Here is a 13,451-nt window from a genome sequence, read left to right as displayed (position 1 = left end):
TCGCTCCCCCCTTGGACCGCGGCGCTCACTCCCTGGCGTCGCGGTTCCTTTTTATCGCTTCTGGCGCTGTGGTGATTGGCCGACCGCGATACAATGCGCCTACTTCCACCCGAAGCCACCGGCATGATTCAGTCCGACCTCGACCTATTCGGCCCGCAGCCGCAGCGCCTGGCCAGTCACACCGTGCTGTTGCCAGGCTTCGCCCTGGGCGACGTCGAGGCGCTGCTCGATGCCCTGCGCCCGGTGCTGCGCGCCGCACCGTTTCGCCACATGCACACACCGGGTGGCTTGCGCATGGCGGTGGGCCTGAGCAACTGTGGCAGCTTGGGTTGGGTCAGTGATCAGCGCGGCTATCGCTACAGCCCAATAGACCCTGTCAGCGGCAAAGCCTGGCCCGCCCTGCCCCAGGTTTTGTTGGCGCTGGCAGCCCGGGCCGCCAGTGAAGCAGGGTTCGACGGCTTCGTGCCCGACGCGTGCTTGGTCAACCACTATTTGCCCGGGACGCGTTTGAGCCTGCACCAGGACCGAGACGAGCACGACTTCGGTCAGCCCATCGTGTCAGTCAGCCTGGGCTTGCCGGCGGTATTTCTGTTTGGCGGGCTACAGCGCGCCGATCGAACCCAGCGCATTGCCCTGAACCATGGCGATGTGTTGGTCTGGGGTGGCGAGGATCGATTGCGCTTTCATGGTGTATTGCCCATCAAGCCCGGCGTGCATGAACGCCTGGGTGAGCGGCGGATCAACCTGACTTTGCGTAAGGCGGGGTGATATCGCTGCTCACTTAAGACCGGCGTCGTCTGTTGTGGGGCCGCTGTGCGGCCCGAATGGCAAGTGATCCTGCGATAAGCTCAGCAACTGCAACCTCGATCAGCTACCTTCAACCACCTTGTTCAACGCCGCGCCATCGATACTCAACGTCGCGCTGTCGAACATGCCCTCGACATAGGCCTTGGCCAACTGCTCCTGACGCTGGGCACGCAACACCTCGCGCAAACGCGGGGCAACTTCTTCCAACGTTGCCGTGCGCGCCGGCTCCTGGCTGACCAGCTTGATGATGTGATAGCCCGCAGCACTTTGCACCGGCTCGCTGACACTACCCTGCTTGAGTTTGGGCACCACCCCGCGCACCTCCGGTAACAACCCCGCTAAAGGCTGCAACCCGGTATCGCCGCCTTGCGCCGCGGTGCCTTCATCCTGCGAGTGCTCACGCGCCAGTGCGGCAAAGTCAGCGTCGCTGGCTTGCGCCTGCTTGGCCAGTGCCTGGGCCTGCTTGCGTACTGCCTCGTCATCCTTGGGGTTCTCCACCCGCAGGAAGATCTGGCTCAGGCGATAACGCACAGGTAATTGCAAGCCCGCCTTGCCATTGTCGTAGGCCTGCTGCAACTGCGCGTCACTGGGGTAATCGTCGGGCACCTTGCTCACCGAGCTCAGGTAGTCGCGCAAGACGATTTGCTCGGTCGCCGCGCGGGTCTGTGTCAAGATCTCAGGCCGTTGCGGCCAGCCCTGGGTTTGTGCCTGCTGGAACAGCGCCTTCTCCGCCAGGCGTGCACGAATCCAGGCTTCCAATGCTGGCCGATCGTTGCGCAACTGATTGCGCGCATCCTCAGGCAACAGCGCCAGCAGTGCCTTGAGTTCATCACTGCCCACGTGTTGATCGCCCAGCCGCGCCAAGGTCGGCCCGCTGTCGGCAGCCGGCGCAGTACGCGCCGCTGCCACTGGCTCATCCCCCGGGCGTAGCGCCAAGGTCACTGCCACAGCGATCACGGCCAGCGCCCCGGCGCCGGCCCACAGGGTACGCGCGCTCAAGAGGCGCGCGCCGTTGCAGTGGCTGCCTCGCTTGGCGCCTGGTCGGCCAGGTTGCGGCTGTAGTCACGCAGGTAGACGATGAACTCTTGCAGCAGGCGATCCCACAGCAGCAGGCTGCCCAGCAGGTGTTTCTCGCTGACCCCGTCGGCGACCACCACATCCATCTCCATTACCAGGAACTCGCCCTGCACCGACAACCGGGCAAACCGGCGGCTGGCGTTCCAGCGCTCGGCCAGGCCCGCGGGCAGCTCACCCTGGATACGCAAGGCGCAGCTGAAGGTGAAATCGAGGAACTCGCCCTCCTTGTTCGGCGCACGATTACCAAACCGCACGGCATAGCCCACGCCCTGGCTGGCACTGAGCAACTGCACCACCGCGTTCTGCTCGCTGCGGTTGACCCGGCAACCGGCATCTTGCAGCAACTGGGTGAGGGAGTCGGCGCTTACGGTTTCGATCAGGGTGACTTCGGTCATGTGTCGTCTTCCTTGTGATGAGGCAATGCACAGCTCAGAAATTGCCCGCTACCTGGGCAATGCGCTCTAGCGTAGCTGTTGCGCCCAGCACCGGCCTTACTACCTTGGGAATAATCCCTTGCTGATCGACAACGGTTTCTCTATCGACCAGGCCGGCCTCATCACGGGGCAAAGCCGAACACCGACTGGCGTGGGAGCGGGCTTGCCCCGCGATGAGGCCAGCCCGCTTGGAGTAAAGGCTTTGCGTCGCAGCGCCTGGTCGCTGCGTGCAATATTCTTCAATACGCCCAAGCGATGACGCTTGAGACTAAGGCTTTCGCCACCGGAGCCAACCTAGTCCATGGAGCAATTTCTGATTGTCGCCGCCGCCCACTTTCTCGCCCTGCTCTCACCCGGCCCGGACTTCTTCCTGGTCGCGCGCACCTCGGCCAGCGCTGGCTGGCGGGTGGCCAGCGGTGCTTGCCTGGGCATCGCGCTGGCCAATGGCGTGTTCATCGGCGCCGCCTTCGCTGGGGTAGCGATACTGCGCGAAGGCAGTGCGCTGTTCATGGCCCTGCAGTTGGCTGGCTGCGCCTATCTGTTGTACATCGGCAGATTGTTCCTGCGCCATGCCGGGCAGAACGCCCTGGATAACCTTCAAGCCAGCGCAGCGCGGGCGACCCAGGGCTGGTTGGCAAGCCTGGCAATGGGCTTTGCCTCGGGCATTCTCAACCCGAAGAACGCGCTGTTCTACGCAAGCCTGGCGAGCATGCTGGCCAGCAGCAGCGCAGGCTGGAGAATCGCCTACGCCTGCTGGATGTTCGCCATTGTCTTGCTGTGGGACCTGCTGGTAGCAGTGAGCATCGGCAATCGCCGGGTACTGCGCCGCTTCAGTCGCGCCCTGCCCTGGCTCGAGCGCGCCTCGGGGATCATGCTGATCCTGCTGGCCAGCGCCGTACTCATTCACCTGGCGCTGGGCTGAGCAACACCAGCCGGTGCATGTCCAGCAGGCTGAAGTGGCCGCTGCTCCAGCCCCCGGTGTCCAGATGCCAGACATTGCCCAACTGTTTGACCTGCAGCACCGGGGTGTGGCCGACCAGCAGCGCTGCCAGGCCTTGCACGCGCTGCGTGTCGCCCTCCTTGAGCCGACGTCGCGACCATTGGCAGACTTCGCGCACCTGCGGGTCATCCTCGGCCTGAAGCCGCCTACGCAGGGTCGGCCAGTCGGCGAACGGGCTGTCGGCATGCAGCAGGCCGATCAAGCCCGCCTCGGTCGGTACCTCCAGGGCCAGCGGCAGGTTGGCGAACACCTCGACAAAGCGCAGCTGCTCGCTGCTGGGCAGATCGAGAAACCAGCCACCGCCGGCAGCGCGGTACATGTCCAGATCCAAGCGCCCACCGCGCAGATAGGTAACGGCCAAGGCTTCGTGGTTGCCCTGCACCGGATGAAACCAGGGCTGGGCTAACCAGTGCAGCGCCTGTTCACTGTGCGGCCCGCGATCGACCAGGTCGCCGACACTGAACAGGCGGTCGACTAGCGGGTCGAAACCGACCGCATCCAGGCATCGCTGCAAGCGCGCGAAGTGCCCGTGGATATCCCCCACAGCCAGGTCGCGCCCTTTGCGATTGGCTGCTAGCCGGCGAAAAAGCGTCATGACATGGTTCCTCTGCTACTGCGCCAACGCCAGGCGTAGAATGAAAGTACACCCAGTCAGCAAAACCGGAGGTGCATCATGCGTTCTGTACTCGCCTGTGCCGTACTGATGGTGCTGGCATTCGACAGCATGGCACAAGGCACCCCGACCGCGCAGGTCGAGGTGCGTTTCGATCACCCGGAAAAATTCCGCGATGCCAGCCTCAACAGCCAAGGCTACGAGCGTGGCGCCGATGAGCAGGTGATGAAGGCGCTCAGCGCTCATCTGCAACAACTCGGTCAACGCTACCTGCAACCCGGTCAGCAGCTGCGCATCGACATCCGCGACATCGACCTGGCGGGTCGCTACGAGCCATGGAACAGCTACGCCTACGATGTGCGCTTCATGCGCGAGATCACTTGGCCGACCATCGAGCTGAACTACACCTTGAGCCAACCGGGAAAACCCGATCAGCAGGCCCAAGAGCGAGTCAGCGACAAGATGTACTTGAGTCGTCCGGGCCGCCAGGTCAGCAGCAGCGACCGCTTGTTTGCTGAAAAAGCCATGCTCGATGACTGGTTCCGCCAGCGCTTTGCGCCCAAGCCGACCTCTTGAGTGACTAGCAATTGGCTCATGTTGATCTTCTTTGCGTGGAATTGACCTGCTTGCACTGGTGTGTAGGCTGTGGGCGATAGTATCCTCGGCGCTCAGCCGTCGCCAGGATGGATCCAAAATGAAGCTGTGCGCTGTCCAACTTGCCTCTGATAAGGGCGACCTGCAAGCTAATCTCCTACGCCATGTCCATTGCGTCGAGCAGGCCGTGCGCCATGGCGCGCAGGTGGTGGTGTTTCCTGAACTGTCCCTGAGCGGCTATGAGCCGAGCCTGGCCCGCGAGCTGGCCCAGCCGCTGGACACGACGCTAGTCGACCCCTTGCAGGTGGTGAGCGACCGCCACGGGGTGGTCATCGCGTTCGGGCTACCGCTGGCGACAGCGGCGGGCGTGCAAATCGCTATGGCTGTAGTGCGCCCTGGTCAACCTCGCCTGGGGTATGCCAAGCAACGCTTGCATGCCGATGAGCTGCCGTTCTTCGTCGCAGGCGATCAACCACTGCTGATTGCTGTTGACGACCTTCGGCTGGCGCCGGCGATCTGTTATGAATCGATGTTCTTCGAGCACGCACAGCAGGTGTGTCAACTTGGCGCCGAGCTTTACCTGGTCAGCGTGGCCAAGACTGCCAAAGGCATAAAGGAAGGCTACCAACACTACCCCGAAGTCGCCCGGCGTTTCGCCATGCCGGTAGTGCTGGCCAACTGCATAGGCCCTGCCGATACCTTTGTCGGCGCGGGCGGATCGGCTGCCTGGGATGCACAAGGCAACCTGCTGGCCACCCTGGATGACGTGTCGCCAGGACTGATCGTGCTCGACACCCTCACGGGCAAGGCCCAGGCCGTGCCATTGGCCGAGTTGGGGGCATGAGATACCTGTTGCTGATCGTGGCCAGCTACACCTGCAGCTACTGGCTGGTGGGCCTGCTGATTCGCGGCCAACTTGCCGATATTGCCCAAGGGCTGCGCCATCGGCCGGATGCGCCAACGCCTGGCCAATACTTGCGCGAAGTCGAGCAGCATGCCCGGCGCGCCCATCGCCAATACAGCCTGATGGCTGGTAGCGCCCTGGCACTGGTGATTTGCCTGTTGGCCTATTGGCTTAGTTGAGGGCTTGGCCGTGCCGCGCGCTGGCGGATCAGAAATCCAGCGCCAGGCTTTGCCTCCCCTCCAGGGCCAGCAGCAGTTGCTTGGCCGGCAGGCCACCGGCAAAGCCAGTCAGGCTGCCTGAGGCGCCGATCACCCGATGGCAAGGGGCGATGATCGAAATAGGGTTACGGCCATTGGCCGCGCCGACCGCACGGACAGCACTGGGGTTGCCGATCTGTCGGGCGATCTCGCTGTAGCTGCGGGTTTCGCCGAACGGAATGGTCAGCAGCGCCGCCCACACCTGGCGCTGGAATTCGGTGCCGACAAAGTCCAAATCCAGCTCGAAGCGCTGCCGCTGCCCGGCAAAATACTCACCCAGCTGACATGCAGTCTCTCGCAACAGCGGATGCTCGTCATCACGCTGCAGCTCGCCCAGACGCACGCGATTCTCCCGCTCCGCCTGCCATAACACCGCAGCCAGTCGATTACCCCGCGCAACCAGGGTCAAGGTGCCCACGGGCGATTGCATGAGGGTGAATGCGCAAGACATAGCCAATACCTGGGTAACAAGGTGTTCAGCGAACTTTACCCGCAAATGCCTGCAACGGCACCTGGGCAGCTGAGCAGCGCTCAGGTTTCAGCACGCGAATCTCGCTTGCGCCGCTCAAGCCCCAACGCGATACCCACCAGCGCGATCGCCAGGGTGTAGGCAAAAAGCCCCAGGTTAACCCCCAGGATCATCTTCTCTGAGCCGTCCGAGAGCACCATCGAGCCGCCGTAGCCATCACGCAACCAGTACGCCATCAAGAAGCCGCCGGTGACGAAGGCGGTCAGCAGGCTGGCCAGGCGCAGATTGTCCTTGACCCAGACCAGCCAGACGCTGAACACCCCAAGCGCGGTATTGGTGAACAATTGCCAGGTCTCGTGCAGGCGTGCATGCGGCGCCCACGCCTGATTGAAGACATGGCTGTCATTGACCTCGAGAATCGGCACGATGACGGCGTAGAAGACTATGCCAACGGTCACCAAGAGCTTCGCAACCACCCCACCACCTCCATGTTCGTGACTTGGGCGTTTCCTGCCCTGGCCTGCACTGTAGCTGCTAGCTGCCAGCACAGCCACCTGGCGAGGTGGCTAGGCGTATGCGCGATCAATCCTCTTCAGTCAATTCACACACGCCATTGGCGCCACCTTTACCGGTGTAGGAGACGCTCGGCGAGCCATCGGGGCTGACGGTCAGGGAAATAGTCACACCACTGCCCTTGGCCTCGAAATAGTTGTCGTTGAACGTCTTCAGCTTGGCCTCCTTGCCATTGATGTAGATCGGCCCGCCTTCATCGGCGTGCACTTCGATGTCGCCAGGGCATGTGGCGTTGACCAGTGGAATCTGCGCCTGGGCCAGCCCGGCTAGGCAAGCCAGCAGTGCCCCTAACAGAACCTGCCTCATACAACCTCCTGATTCGCTCCAGTGCCGACGTTTCAGCAATAGCCCACCTAAGGACAACGCGCCAATCCCAGCCACAGATAGCAACCAAGCCGATCAGCGCGATGACGCTGCGACTGAGCTCGGCCCTAGGCACTGTTGCATAAAAAAGCCCCGGCACTTGCCAGGGCTGAAAAACGACCAGGCCCGACTCGATAGCCGGGCTGCGAAGGTTTAGTTGGACGGCTGGCGACTGTGGTGCCAATAGAGGTACAGCAGTCCAAGCGGGGCGATAAAGATCGCCAGGAACCAGCACACGAACATCGTGAAGAACTTGGCAGCCAGCATGAACAACGCGTTCACGAAGAATACGTTGCGCCCCATGATGAAACCCACCGCGCTCTCGTACACGAACCTTGAGTAGGGATAGAGCAATGTGCTCACCACGGAAATGGCCACGGTGGCGAAGTCAATCCCGAGGGGAGCACGTGACTTCATGTAAATGAAAAAGGCCGCGAAGAGTGCGCCGAAAAACAATTGACGAGCGTAATAGCTAGGCGTCAGACCGCCAAAGGACATAGCAAGAACGTTGCGCATAAGATCCGTCTCAAGGTTTCAAAGGGCCGGTATTTTAGCAGCCTGGCCGCCTCAGTAAAGTCTTGATACAGACAGGCTGGGTAGACGAAGGAGAGCGACAAAGAGATAAGTGGAGAACGGCTGCTGACCGCCGTTCACCAAGACCGAGCAGGTGCGTACGTGTGGCAACAGCGTTAGCCCGCCGCCGATGGCAGCACTGGCGCGAGCCAATGATCCATGGCCGACGGTATCGGAACTCGCGAGTGTTGCCTAGGAATCTCGGCGCTTGCCAACGACGACCGCGCCGCGGGTGATCGAGAATCCGACATCCCCTACGTAATTGCCGGTCGTTTGTGTGCATGACTCGGACTGCCCCATCGCAATCGGTACCACGTTGATAACGTCGTAGCCGGCGTGATCAAAGTCTTCGTACATTTTTTGTAAGTGCGCCGCGTACTCATCAAAATCCACGACCTTCTGATTGTGAACAACTTCGACCTTGTTCCCGAAGAGCCCGGCTGGCTTGGTTCCTGATTCCAGTGATGCGTAGAACCAGCGCGTGACAAACTTTCCTGACATAGAACCTCCTGTAAGCGGAACCCAACGATATCAAATGAGTGGCGCCAATCAATCGCCACGATTCGATAGGCTACCCTTCGTCGCATGGCGTCCAAGTCGGCCCACCCGACTAGTCGCTTCGTGTTCCAACCTGGCAAAGGTGGGCTGTGGATCAACGAGCCAAGTGTTACAATCCGCCACTTCAAATCGGCGCTGAAGGCGCTGAACATCCGTGAACGCCGTCAGTACGACACCCGCCACACCTACGCAACCATGTGCCTGATGCCTGGGATGAACCCCGCGTTCATCGCGAGCCAGCTTGGCCACAGCGTCGAGATGTTGCTCTCTACCTACGCGAAATGGATCAGCTCCTCCTCGGACTGGAGGGAGCTGGAGAAGCTGCCGCCCCGCGTCGTATTGGCCCAAAATTGGCCCAAGACTGACGACAGGGCCTAAATACACCTCTGGAATCCCCGCAGGACAAGCACTTGATTTCTACCGCTAACATCACCATGCAATTCGGCGCCAAGCCGCTGTTCGAGAACGTCTCGGTCAAATTCAACAACGGCAACCGCTACGGCCTGATCGGCGCCAACGGTTGCGGCAAGTCGACCTTCATGAAGATCCTCGGCGGCGATCTGGAGCCGTCTGGCGGCCAGGTGATGCTTGAGCCGAACACCCGCCTGGGTAAGCTGCGCCAGGACCAGTTCGCCTACGAAGACTTCACTGTGATCGACACCGTGATCATGGGCCATGAGCAGCTGTTCAAGGTCAAGGCCGAGCGTGATCGTATCTACTCGCTGCCTGAGATGAGCGAAGAAGACGGCATGGCCGTCGCTGAACTGGAAACCGAGTTCGCCGAAATGGACGGCTACACCGCCGACTCGCGCGCCGGCGAACTGCTGCTGGGCCTGGGTATTCCCCTGGAACAGCACTACGGCCCGATGAGCGAAGTCGCGCCGGGCTGGAAACTGCGCGTGCTGCTGGCCCAGGCGTTGTTCTCGGATCCGGACGTGCTGCTGCTCGACGAGCCGACCAACCACCTGGACATCAACACCATCCGCTGGCTGGAAACCATTCTCACGGCGCGTAACAGCACCATGATCATCATTTCCCACGACCGGCACTTCCTCAACAGCGTGTGCACCCACATGGCTGACCTGGACTACGGCGAGCTGCGCCTGTTCCCGGGCAACTATGACGAGTACATGACTGCTGCAACCCAGTCGCGCGAGCAACTTTTGGCCGACAACGCCAAGAAAAAGGCGCAAATCGCCGAGCTGCAGACCTTCGTCAGCCGTTTCTCGGCCAACGCCTCCAAGGCCAAGCAGGCCACCTCGCGGGCCAAGCAGATCGACAAGATCCAGCTGGCCGAGGTCAAGCCATCGAGCCGGGTCAGCCCGTTCATCCGCTTCGAGCAGAACAAGAAGCTGCACCGTCAGGCGGTGACCATCGAGAAGATGGCCAAGGCATTCGACGACAAAGTGCTGTTCAAGGACTTCAGCTTCACCGTCGAAGCCGGTGAGCGCGTCGCCATCATCGGCCCTAACGGTATCGGCAAGACCACCCTGCTGCGCACCATGGTCGGTGAAGTGCAGCCAGACGCGGGTGCGGTCAAGTGGACCGATAGCGCCGAAGTGGGCTACTACGCCCAGGACCACGCCCACGACTTCGAAGATGACGTCAACCTGTTCGAGTGGATGGGCCAGTGGACCCAGGGCGAGCAGATGATCCGTGGCACCTTGGGCCGGATGCTGTTCTCCAATGACGAGATCCTCAAGTCGGTCAAGGTGATTTCCGGTGGTGAGCAAGGCCGGATGCTGTTCGGCAAGCTGATCCTGCAAAAGCCGAACGTACTGGTGATGGACGAACCGACCAACCACCTGGACATGGAATCGATCGAGGCACTGAACCTGGCGCTGGAAAACTACCCAGGCACCCTGCTGTTCGTCAGCCATGACCGCGAGTTCGTGTCGTCGTTGGCTACGCGGATCATCGAGCTGACGCCTGAAGGCGTGGTCGACTTCAGCGGCACCTATGACGACTACCTGCGTAGCCAGGGCGTGGTGGTCTGAGCTGAGCGACTGACTCAGTAGCCAGCAATCGCGGGGCAAGCCGGCCCTCACGCAGTGCGTGGGGGTGGGCTTGCCCCGCGGTCGTTTCGGCCTGCGGCCAGCGCGAGCCGACGAATAATTCGTTAGCCTGCTTTCATTTATCCCAGACTACGGCCATGATGCTTGCACGCCCAACCGCCCGCCCGCGAACGAGCCCATGACCGCGCAAGAACCCGCTCCCAGTAATAGCTTTGCCATCACCCAGCAGATCCTCTCGATCGTCTTCTATACCTTCATCGCCTTCCTGTGCATCGGCCTGCCGATTGCGGTGCTGCCCAGTTATGTGCACGACCAACTGGGTTTTGGCGCGGTGATCGCTGGGGTGACCATCGGCCTGCAGTACCTGGCGACACTGCTCAGCCGGCCGTTCGCCGGGCGGGTAGCAGACAGCCTGGGTGGCAAGCGAGCCATACGCTACGGCTTGTTTGGCATCGCCGGTTGCGGGGTGCTGACCCTGGTCTCGGCCTGGACCCTGAGCCTGCCCTGGCTGAGCCTGGCGCTGCTGCTCGGTGGGCGCTTGCTGTTGGGCATCGCCCAAGGCTTGATCGGCGTTGCCACCTTGAGCTGGGGCATCAGCCAGGTGGGCGCCGAGCACACCGCACGGGTGATCTCTTGGAACGGCATCGCCTCGTATGGCGCCATCGCCATCGGCGCGCCGGTGGGCGTGCTGATGGTCGATGGCCTGGACTTCAGCGTGCTGGGGCCGGCTCTGCTGACCCTGGCGACACTGGCGCTGCTGGCCCTGCGCAAGCGGCCTGACGTCGTGGTAGTGCGCGGCGAACGCCTGCCGTTCTGGTCGGCGTTCGCCCGAGTAGCGCCATGCGGGATGGGCCTGACCCTGGCCTCGATTGGCTATGGCACGCTGACCACCTTCGTCACCCTGTATTACCTGGAACGCGGCTGGGCTGGCGCGGCGTTGTGCCTGAGCGCGTTCGGCGTGTGCTTCATCATTTCGCGGCTGCTGTTCGTCAATGCGGTCAATCGCTTTGGCGGTTATGCGGTGGCTGTGAGCTGTATGGCGACGGAAGTGCTCGGGCTGAGCCTGCTCTGGCTTGCGCCCTCGCCTGCCTGGGCGCTGGTTGGCGCGGGCTTGACCGGATTCGGCCTGTCGCTGGTGTATCCGGCCCTGGGCGTGGAAGCGATCAAACAGGTGCCGAGCAGCAGCCGTGGCGCTGGCTTGGGGGCTTATGCGGTGTTTTTCGACCTGGCCCTGGCAATCGCCGGCCCGGTGATGGGCGCAGTGGCGGTGCACCTGGGCTATGCCTCGATCTTCGGCGTGGCCGCCCTGCTGGCGCTTTCTGGGGTGGGCCTGACCCTAGTGCTCGCTCGCCGCCGCTGAGCGCTCGCCTGGCGCTGGCTCGCCCAGGGTCTGGCTAAAGAAATCGGCGGTTTCGCGCTGTAGCGAGTGATGAATCTGCCGACGGTCGACACCCTCGGCATCCTTGCACACTACAGGCATGCGCGCATGCTGCTCGGCATCGCAGGGCGCCATGAAAATGAAATGCCCCGCCCCTGCCAACAACCGATAGTCGGGGGTGACCGGCAGCTTGCGCGCCAGAGCCTGGGCATTGCGATCCAGCGCCAGCAACTGATCGTTGTCCCCGCTGTAGATCAGCGCGGGGACATGCACGCCGCTCAAGGCGTGCCGGCCAAACATCAAGCTCAACGGCGCCATCAGCACCAATGCGCCAACCCTGGGGTCGGCCTGGGCGGTGAGCTCGCTGCGATCAGCGATCAGCACGCCGTGGGTCTTGCAGGCATCGGCATCACCAGGGCGCTCCAGGCAGTAACGGTGCAAACGATCAAGATCGGGCTGGGCGCCAGACAGGATCAAGGCCGTCTCGCCCCCTGCCGAGTAACCAATCACGCCCACCTTGCCGTCGTTCAGATAGGGCCCGAGCACGCTGTCCGCACGCGCAGCGCTGATCGCTGCGCTCACTTGCAATGGCCGGCCATAGAGATTGCTCAAGGTACCCAGGCGACTATGGTCACTGGCGTTATCGCCCGGGTGGGTCAGCGCCACCACCACGAATCCCCGACGCGCCAGCGCGCTGGCTAAATCGTGCAGAGCCAAAGGGCTGCCGGTATTGCCGTGGGACACGACCAGCAAAGGGAATTGCCCCAGCGCGACCGGAGCATCCTCGGCCACGGTGAGCGGATAGCCTTCACGGCGAATGTGATGTGCTTGCCCTGTGGAGGGATAGAACGCCAAGGCCTGCATCGGGCGGGCGTCCAGCGGGTCGACCAGTTGCAACTGATGCAACCCTGCAACCCACGGCGCCGCGTCAGCGCGGGCCAACAGGCCGGCCAACAACAGGCACGCTACCAGCAAAGGGGCTCGGTTCATCGCGGGCGTCTCCCCGCCAAACGGAAGGATAGCGCCAGCATAAGCCCCGGCATCGGCCAGCAGATGAAAACTGGATGAAACAACCCAGCGCGGGGCGAGCCAGCTACCGCTACCGCCCTCTAAAAGGAAGCGGCGTGGGAGCGGGCTTGCCCCGCGATGGCGTCAGCACATCACTGCACTCAGGCAGCGACGAACAACTCACCGGCAATCTGTGCCTGAGCGGCGTCGATCGCTTGGCTGCGGTGCTCTGGGCCATAGGCCAGGCCGTGGGCACGGACGATTTCCAGGTCGGTGATGCCGATAAAGCCGAGGAACACCTTGAGGAAGTCCTCATGGCCAGCACCGGTCGGTTGGCCAGCGTGCAGGCCGCCTGCGGTGGAAACCAGGATCACCTTTTTGTTACCGCACAAGCCTTCTGGACCGGCTTCGGTGTAGCGGAAGGTCTTGCCAGCGACAGCAATGCGGTCGATCCAGGCTTTGAGCTGGGTCGGTACAGTGAAGTTGTACATTGGCGCGCCGATCACCACGGCGTCGGCAGCGATGAACTCATCCAGGGTTTCCTGGCTCAGCTTGGCTTCGTGCGCCTGGGCGGCATCGCGCATTTCCTCTGGGGTGCCAGCGGCAACCAGGGTGGCGGCGGAGAAGTGGCTGATGGCATCGGCGGCCAGGTCGCGGTAGACCACTTCGATGCTCGAATCAGCGGCTTTCCAGGCGTCTACCACTTCGCGGCTCAGCTGACGGGAGGCGGAATTGTCGCCCAGAATGCTCGAATCGATATGCAACAGTTTCATGGGACTCTCCTGTGAATGACGACCGCGGTAGTGGGCGATCACGATGGAGAGAATC

Annotated in this window: 18 protein-coding genes; 8 read left to right on the top strand and 10 right to left on the bottom strand. The window is 62.3% G+C overall.

The annotated features are described in order from the left end of the window. The first annotated feature begins 123 nt into the window (after positions 1-123). Positions 124-768 (top strand): DNA oxidative demethylase AlkB, encoded by a 645-nt coding sequence (alkB, locus tag OIU19_RS00845; protein ID WP_264232645.1) that lies wholly within the window; start codon positions 124-126, stop codon positions 766-768. Between the two features lie 99 nt (positions 769-867). On the opposite strand, the gene OIU19_RS00840 is transcribed toward alkB, so the two are convergent. After that, complete coding sequence (locus OIU19_RS00840; protein WP_264232643.1) at positions 868-1,806, bottom strand: peptidylprolyl isomerase; 939 nt, start codon at positions 1,804-1,806, stop codon at positions 868-870. Further along, positions 1,803-2,279, bottom strand: coding sequence for a YbjN domain-containing protein (locus OIU19_RS00835; protein WP_264232641.1), 477 nt, complete (start codon positions 2,277-2,279; stop codon positions 1,803-1,805). The genes OIU19_RS00840 and OIU19_RS00835 overlap by 4 nt, the downstream gene beginning before the upstream one ends. Before the next feature lie 340 nt (positions 2,280-2,619). On the opposite strand from OIU19_RS00835, the gene OIU19_RS00830 reads away from it, so the two are divergent. Further along, entirely contained in the window at positions 2,620-3,240 is a 621-nt protein-coding gene (locus tag OIU19_RS00830) for a LysE family translocator (RefSeq protein ID WP_264232639.1), read from the top strand. On the opposite strand, the gene OIU19_RS00825 is transcribed toward OIU19_RS00830, so the two are convergent. Beyond that, entirely contained in the window at positions 3,218-3,913 is a 696-nt protein-coding gene (locus OIU19_RS00825; RefSeq protein ID WP_264232638.1) for a metallophosphoesterase, read from the bottom strand. The genes OIU19_RS00830 and OIU19_RS00825 overlap by 23 nt on opposite strands. A gap of 78 nt (positions 3,914-3,991) precedes the next feature. On the opposite strand from OIU19_RS00825, the gene OIU19_RS00820 reads away from it, so the two are divergent. From OIU19_RS00820 to OIU19_RS00810, 3 genes are all read left to right on the top strand, one after another. Next, the gene (locus OIU19_RS00820) at positions 3,992-4,507 is read left to right on the top strand and encodes a DUF3016 domain-containing protein (RefSeq protein WP_264232637.1); all 516 of its coding nucleotides are present in this window, start codon (positions 3,992-3,994) and stop codon (positions 4,505-4,507) included. 118 nt (positions 4,508-4,625) lie between these two features. Next, positions 4,626-5,369: a carbon-nitrogen hydrolase family protein gene (locus OIU19_RS00815; RefSeq protein WP_264232635.1), complete on the top strand. Its 744-nt coding sequence runs from the start codon at positions 4,626-4,628 to the stop codon at positions 5,367-5,369. Beyond that, the gene (locus OIU19_RS00810; protein ID WP_264232634.1) at positions 5,366-5,608 is read left to right on the top strand and encodes a hypothetical protein; all 243 of its coding nucleotides are present in this window, start codon (positions 5,366-5,368) and stop codon (positions 5,606-5,608) included. The genes OIU19_RS00815 and OIU19_RS00810 overlap by 4 nt, the downstream gene beginning before the upstream one ends. A 28-nt stretch (positions 5,609-5,636) precedes the next feature. Here OIU19_RS00810 and OIU19_RS00805 read toward each other — a convergent pair whose 3' ends face one another. From OIU19_RS00805 to OIU19_RS00785, 5 genes are all read right to left on the bottom strand, one after another. Further along, positions 5,637-6,137: a methylated-DNA--[protein]-cysteine S-methyltransferase gene (locus tag OIU19_RS00805; RefSeq protein ID WP_264232632.1), complete on the bottom strand. Its 501-nt coding sequence runs from the start codon at positions 6,135-6,137 to the stop codon at positions 5,637-5,639. 80 nt (positions 6,138-6,217) lie between these two features. Continuing rightward, the gene (locus tag OIU19_RS00800) at positions 6,218-6,631 is read right to left on the bottom strand and encodes a hypothetical protein (RefSeq protein WP_186554349.1); all 414 of its coding nucleotides are present in this window, start codon (positions 6,629-6,631) and stop codon (positions 6,218-6,220) included. 106 nt (positions 6,632-6,737) lie between these two features. Next, on the bottom strand, positions 6,738-7,034 hold the full coding sequence (locus OIU19_RS00795; protein WP_264232630.1) for a hypothetical protein: 297 nt from the start codon (positions 7,032-7,034) through the stop codon (positions 6,738-6,740). A gap of 210 nt (positions 7,035-7,244) precedes the next feature. Then, on the bottom strand, positions 7,245-7,607 hold the full coding sequence (locus OIU19_RS00790) for a hypothetical protein (protein WP_264232628.1): 363 nt from the start codon (positions 7,605-7,607) through the stop codon (positions 7,245-7,247). A 249-nt stretch (positions 7,608-7,856) separates the two neighbouring features. Continuing rightward, a complete protein-coding gene (locus OIU19_RS00785; RefSeq protein WP_264232627.1) occupies positions 7,857-8,165 on the bottom strand; it encodes a hypothetical protein in 309 nt (102 codons plus the stop codon). Positions 8,166-8,249: 84 nt separating this feature from the next. Here OIU19_RS00785 and OIU19_RS00780 point away from each other — a divergent pair, with 84 nt between their 5' ends. From OIU19_RS00780 to OIU19_RS00770, 3 genes are all read left to right on the top strand, one after another. Then, a complete protein-coding gene (locus OIU19_RS00780; protein WP_264232626.1) occupies positions 8,250-8,600 on the top strand; it encodes an integrase in 351 nt (116 codons plus the stop codon). 32 nt (positions 8,601-8,632) lie between these two features. Continuing rightward, positions 8,633-10,219 carry an ABC-F family ATPase gene (locus tag OIU19_RS00775; protein ID WP_186554344.1) on the top strand — a complete coding sequence of 529 codons (1,587 nt, stop codon included), beginning with the start codon at positions 8,633-8,635 and terminating at the stop codon, positions 10,217-10,219. 196 nt (positions 10,220-10,415) lie between these two features. Continuing rightward, positions 10,416-11,597: an MFS transporter gene (locus tag OIU19_RS00770; RefSeq protein ID WP_264232624.1), complete on the top strand. Its 1,182-nt coding sequence runs from the start codon at positions 10,416-10,418 to the stop codon at positions 11,595-11,597. Here the strand turns inward: OIU19_RS00770 and OIU19_RS00765 are convergent. Continuing rightward, complete coding sequence (locus OIU19_RS00765; RefSeq protein WP_264232622.1) at positions 11,574-12,605, bottom strand: dienelactone hydrolase; 1,032 nt, start codon at positions 12,603-12,605, stop codon at positions 11,574-11,576. The two genes, OIU19_RS00770 and OIU19_RS00765, sit on opposite strands and share 24 nt — an antisense overlap. Before the next feature lie 179 nt (positions 12,606-12,784). After that, positions 12,785-13,396 (bottom strand): FMN-dependent NADH-azoreductase, encoded by a 612-nt coding sequence (locus tag OIU19_RS00760; protein WP_264232620.1) that lies wholly within the window; start codon positions 13,394-13,396, stop codon positions 12,785-12,787. Positions 13,397-13,451: the final 55 nt, after the last annotated feature.

This window comes from Pseudomonas sp. BT-42-2 (genome assembly GCF_025847435.2).
In the GTDB taxonomy this organism is placed as follows: domain Bacteria; phylum Pseudomonadota; class Gammaproteobacteria; order Pseudomonadales; family Pseudomonadaceae; genus Aquipseudomonas; species Aquipseudomonas urmiensis.
This window is presented reverse-complemented; position numbering and strand designations above follow the sequence as displayed.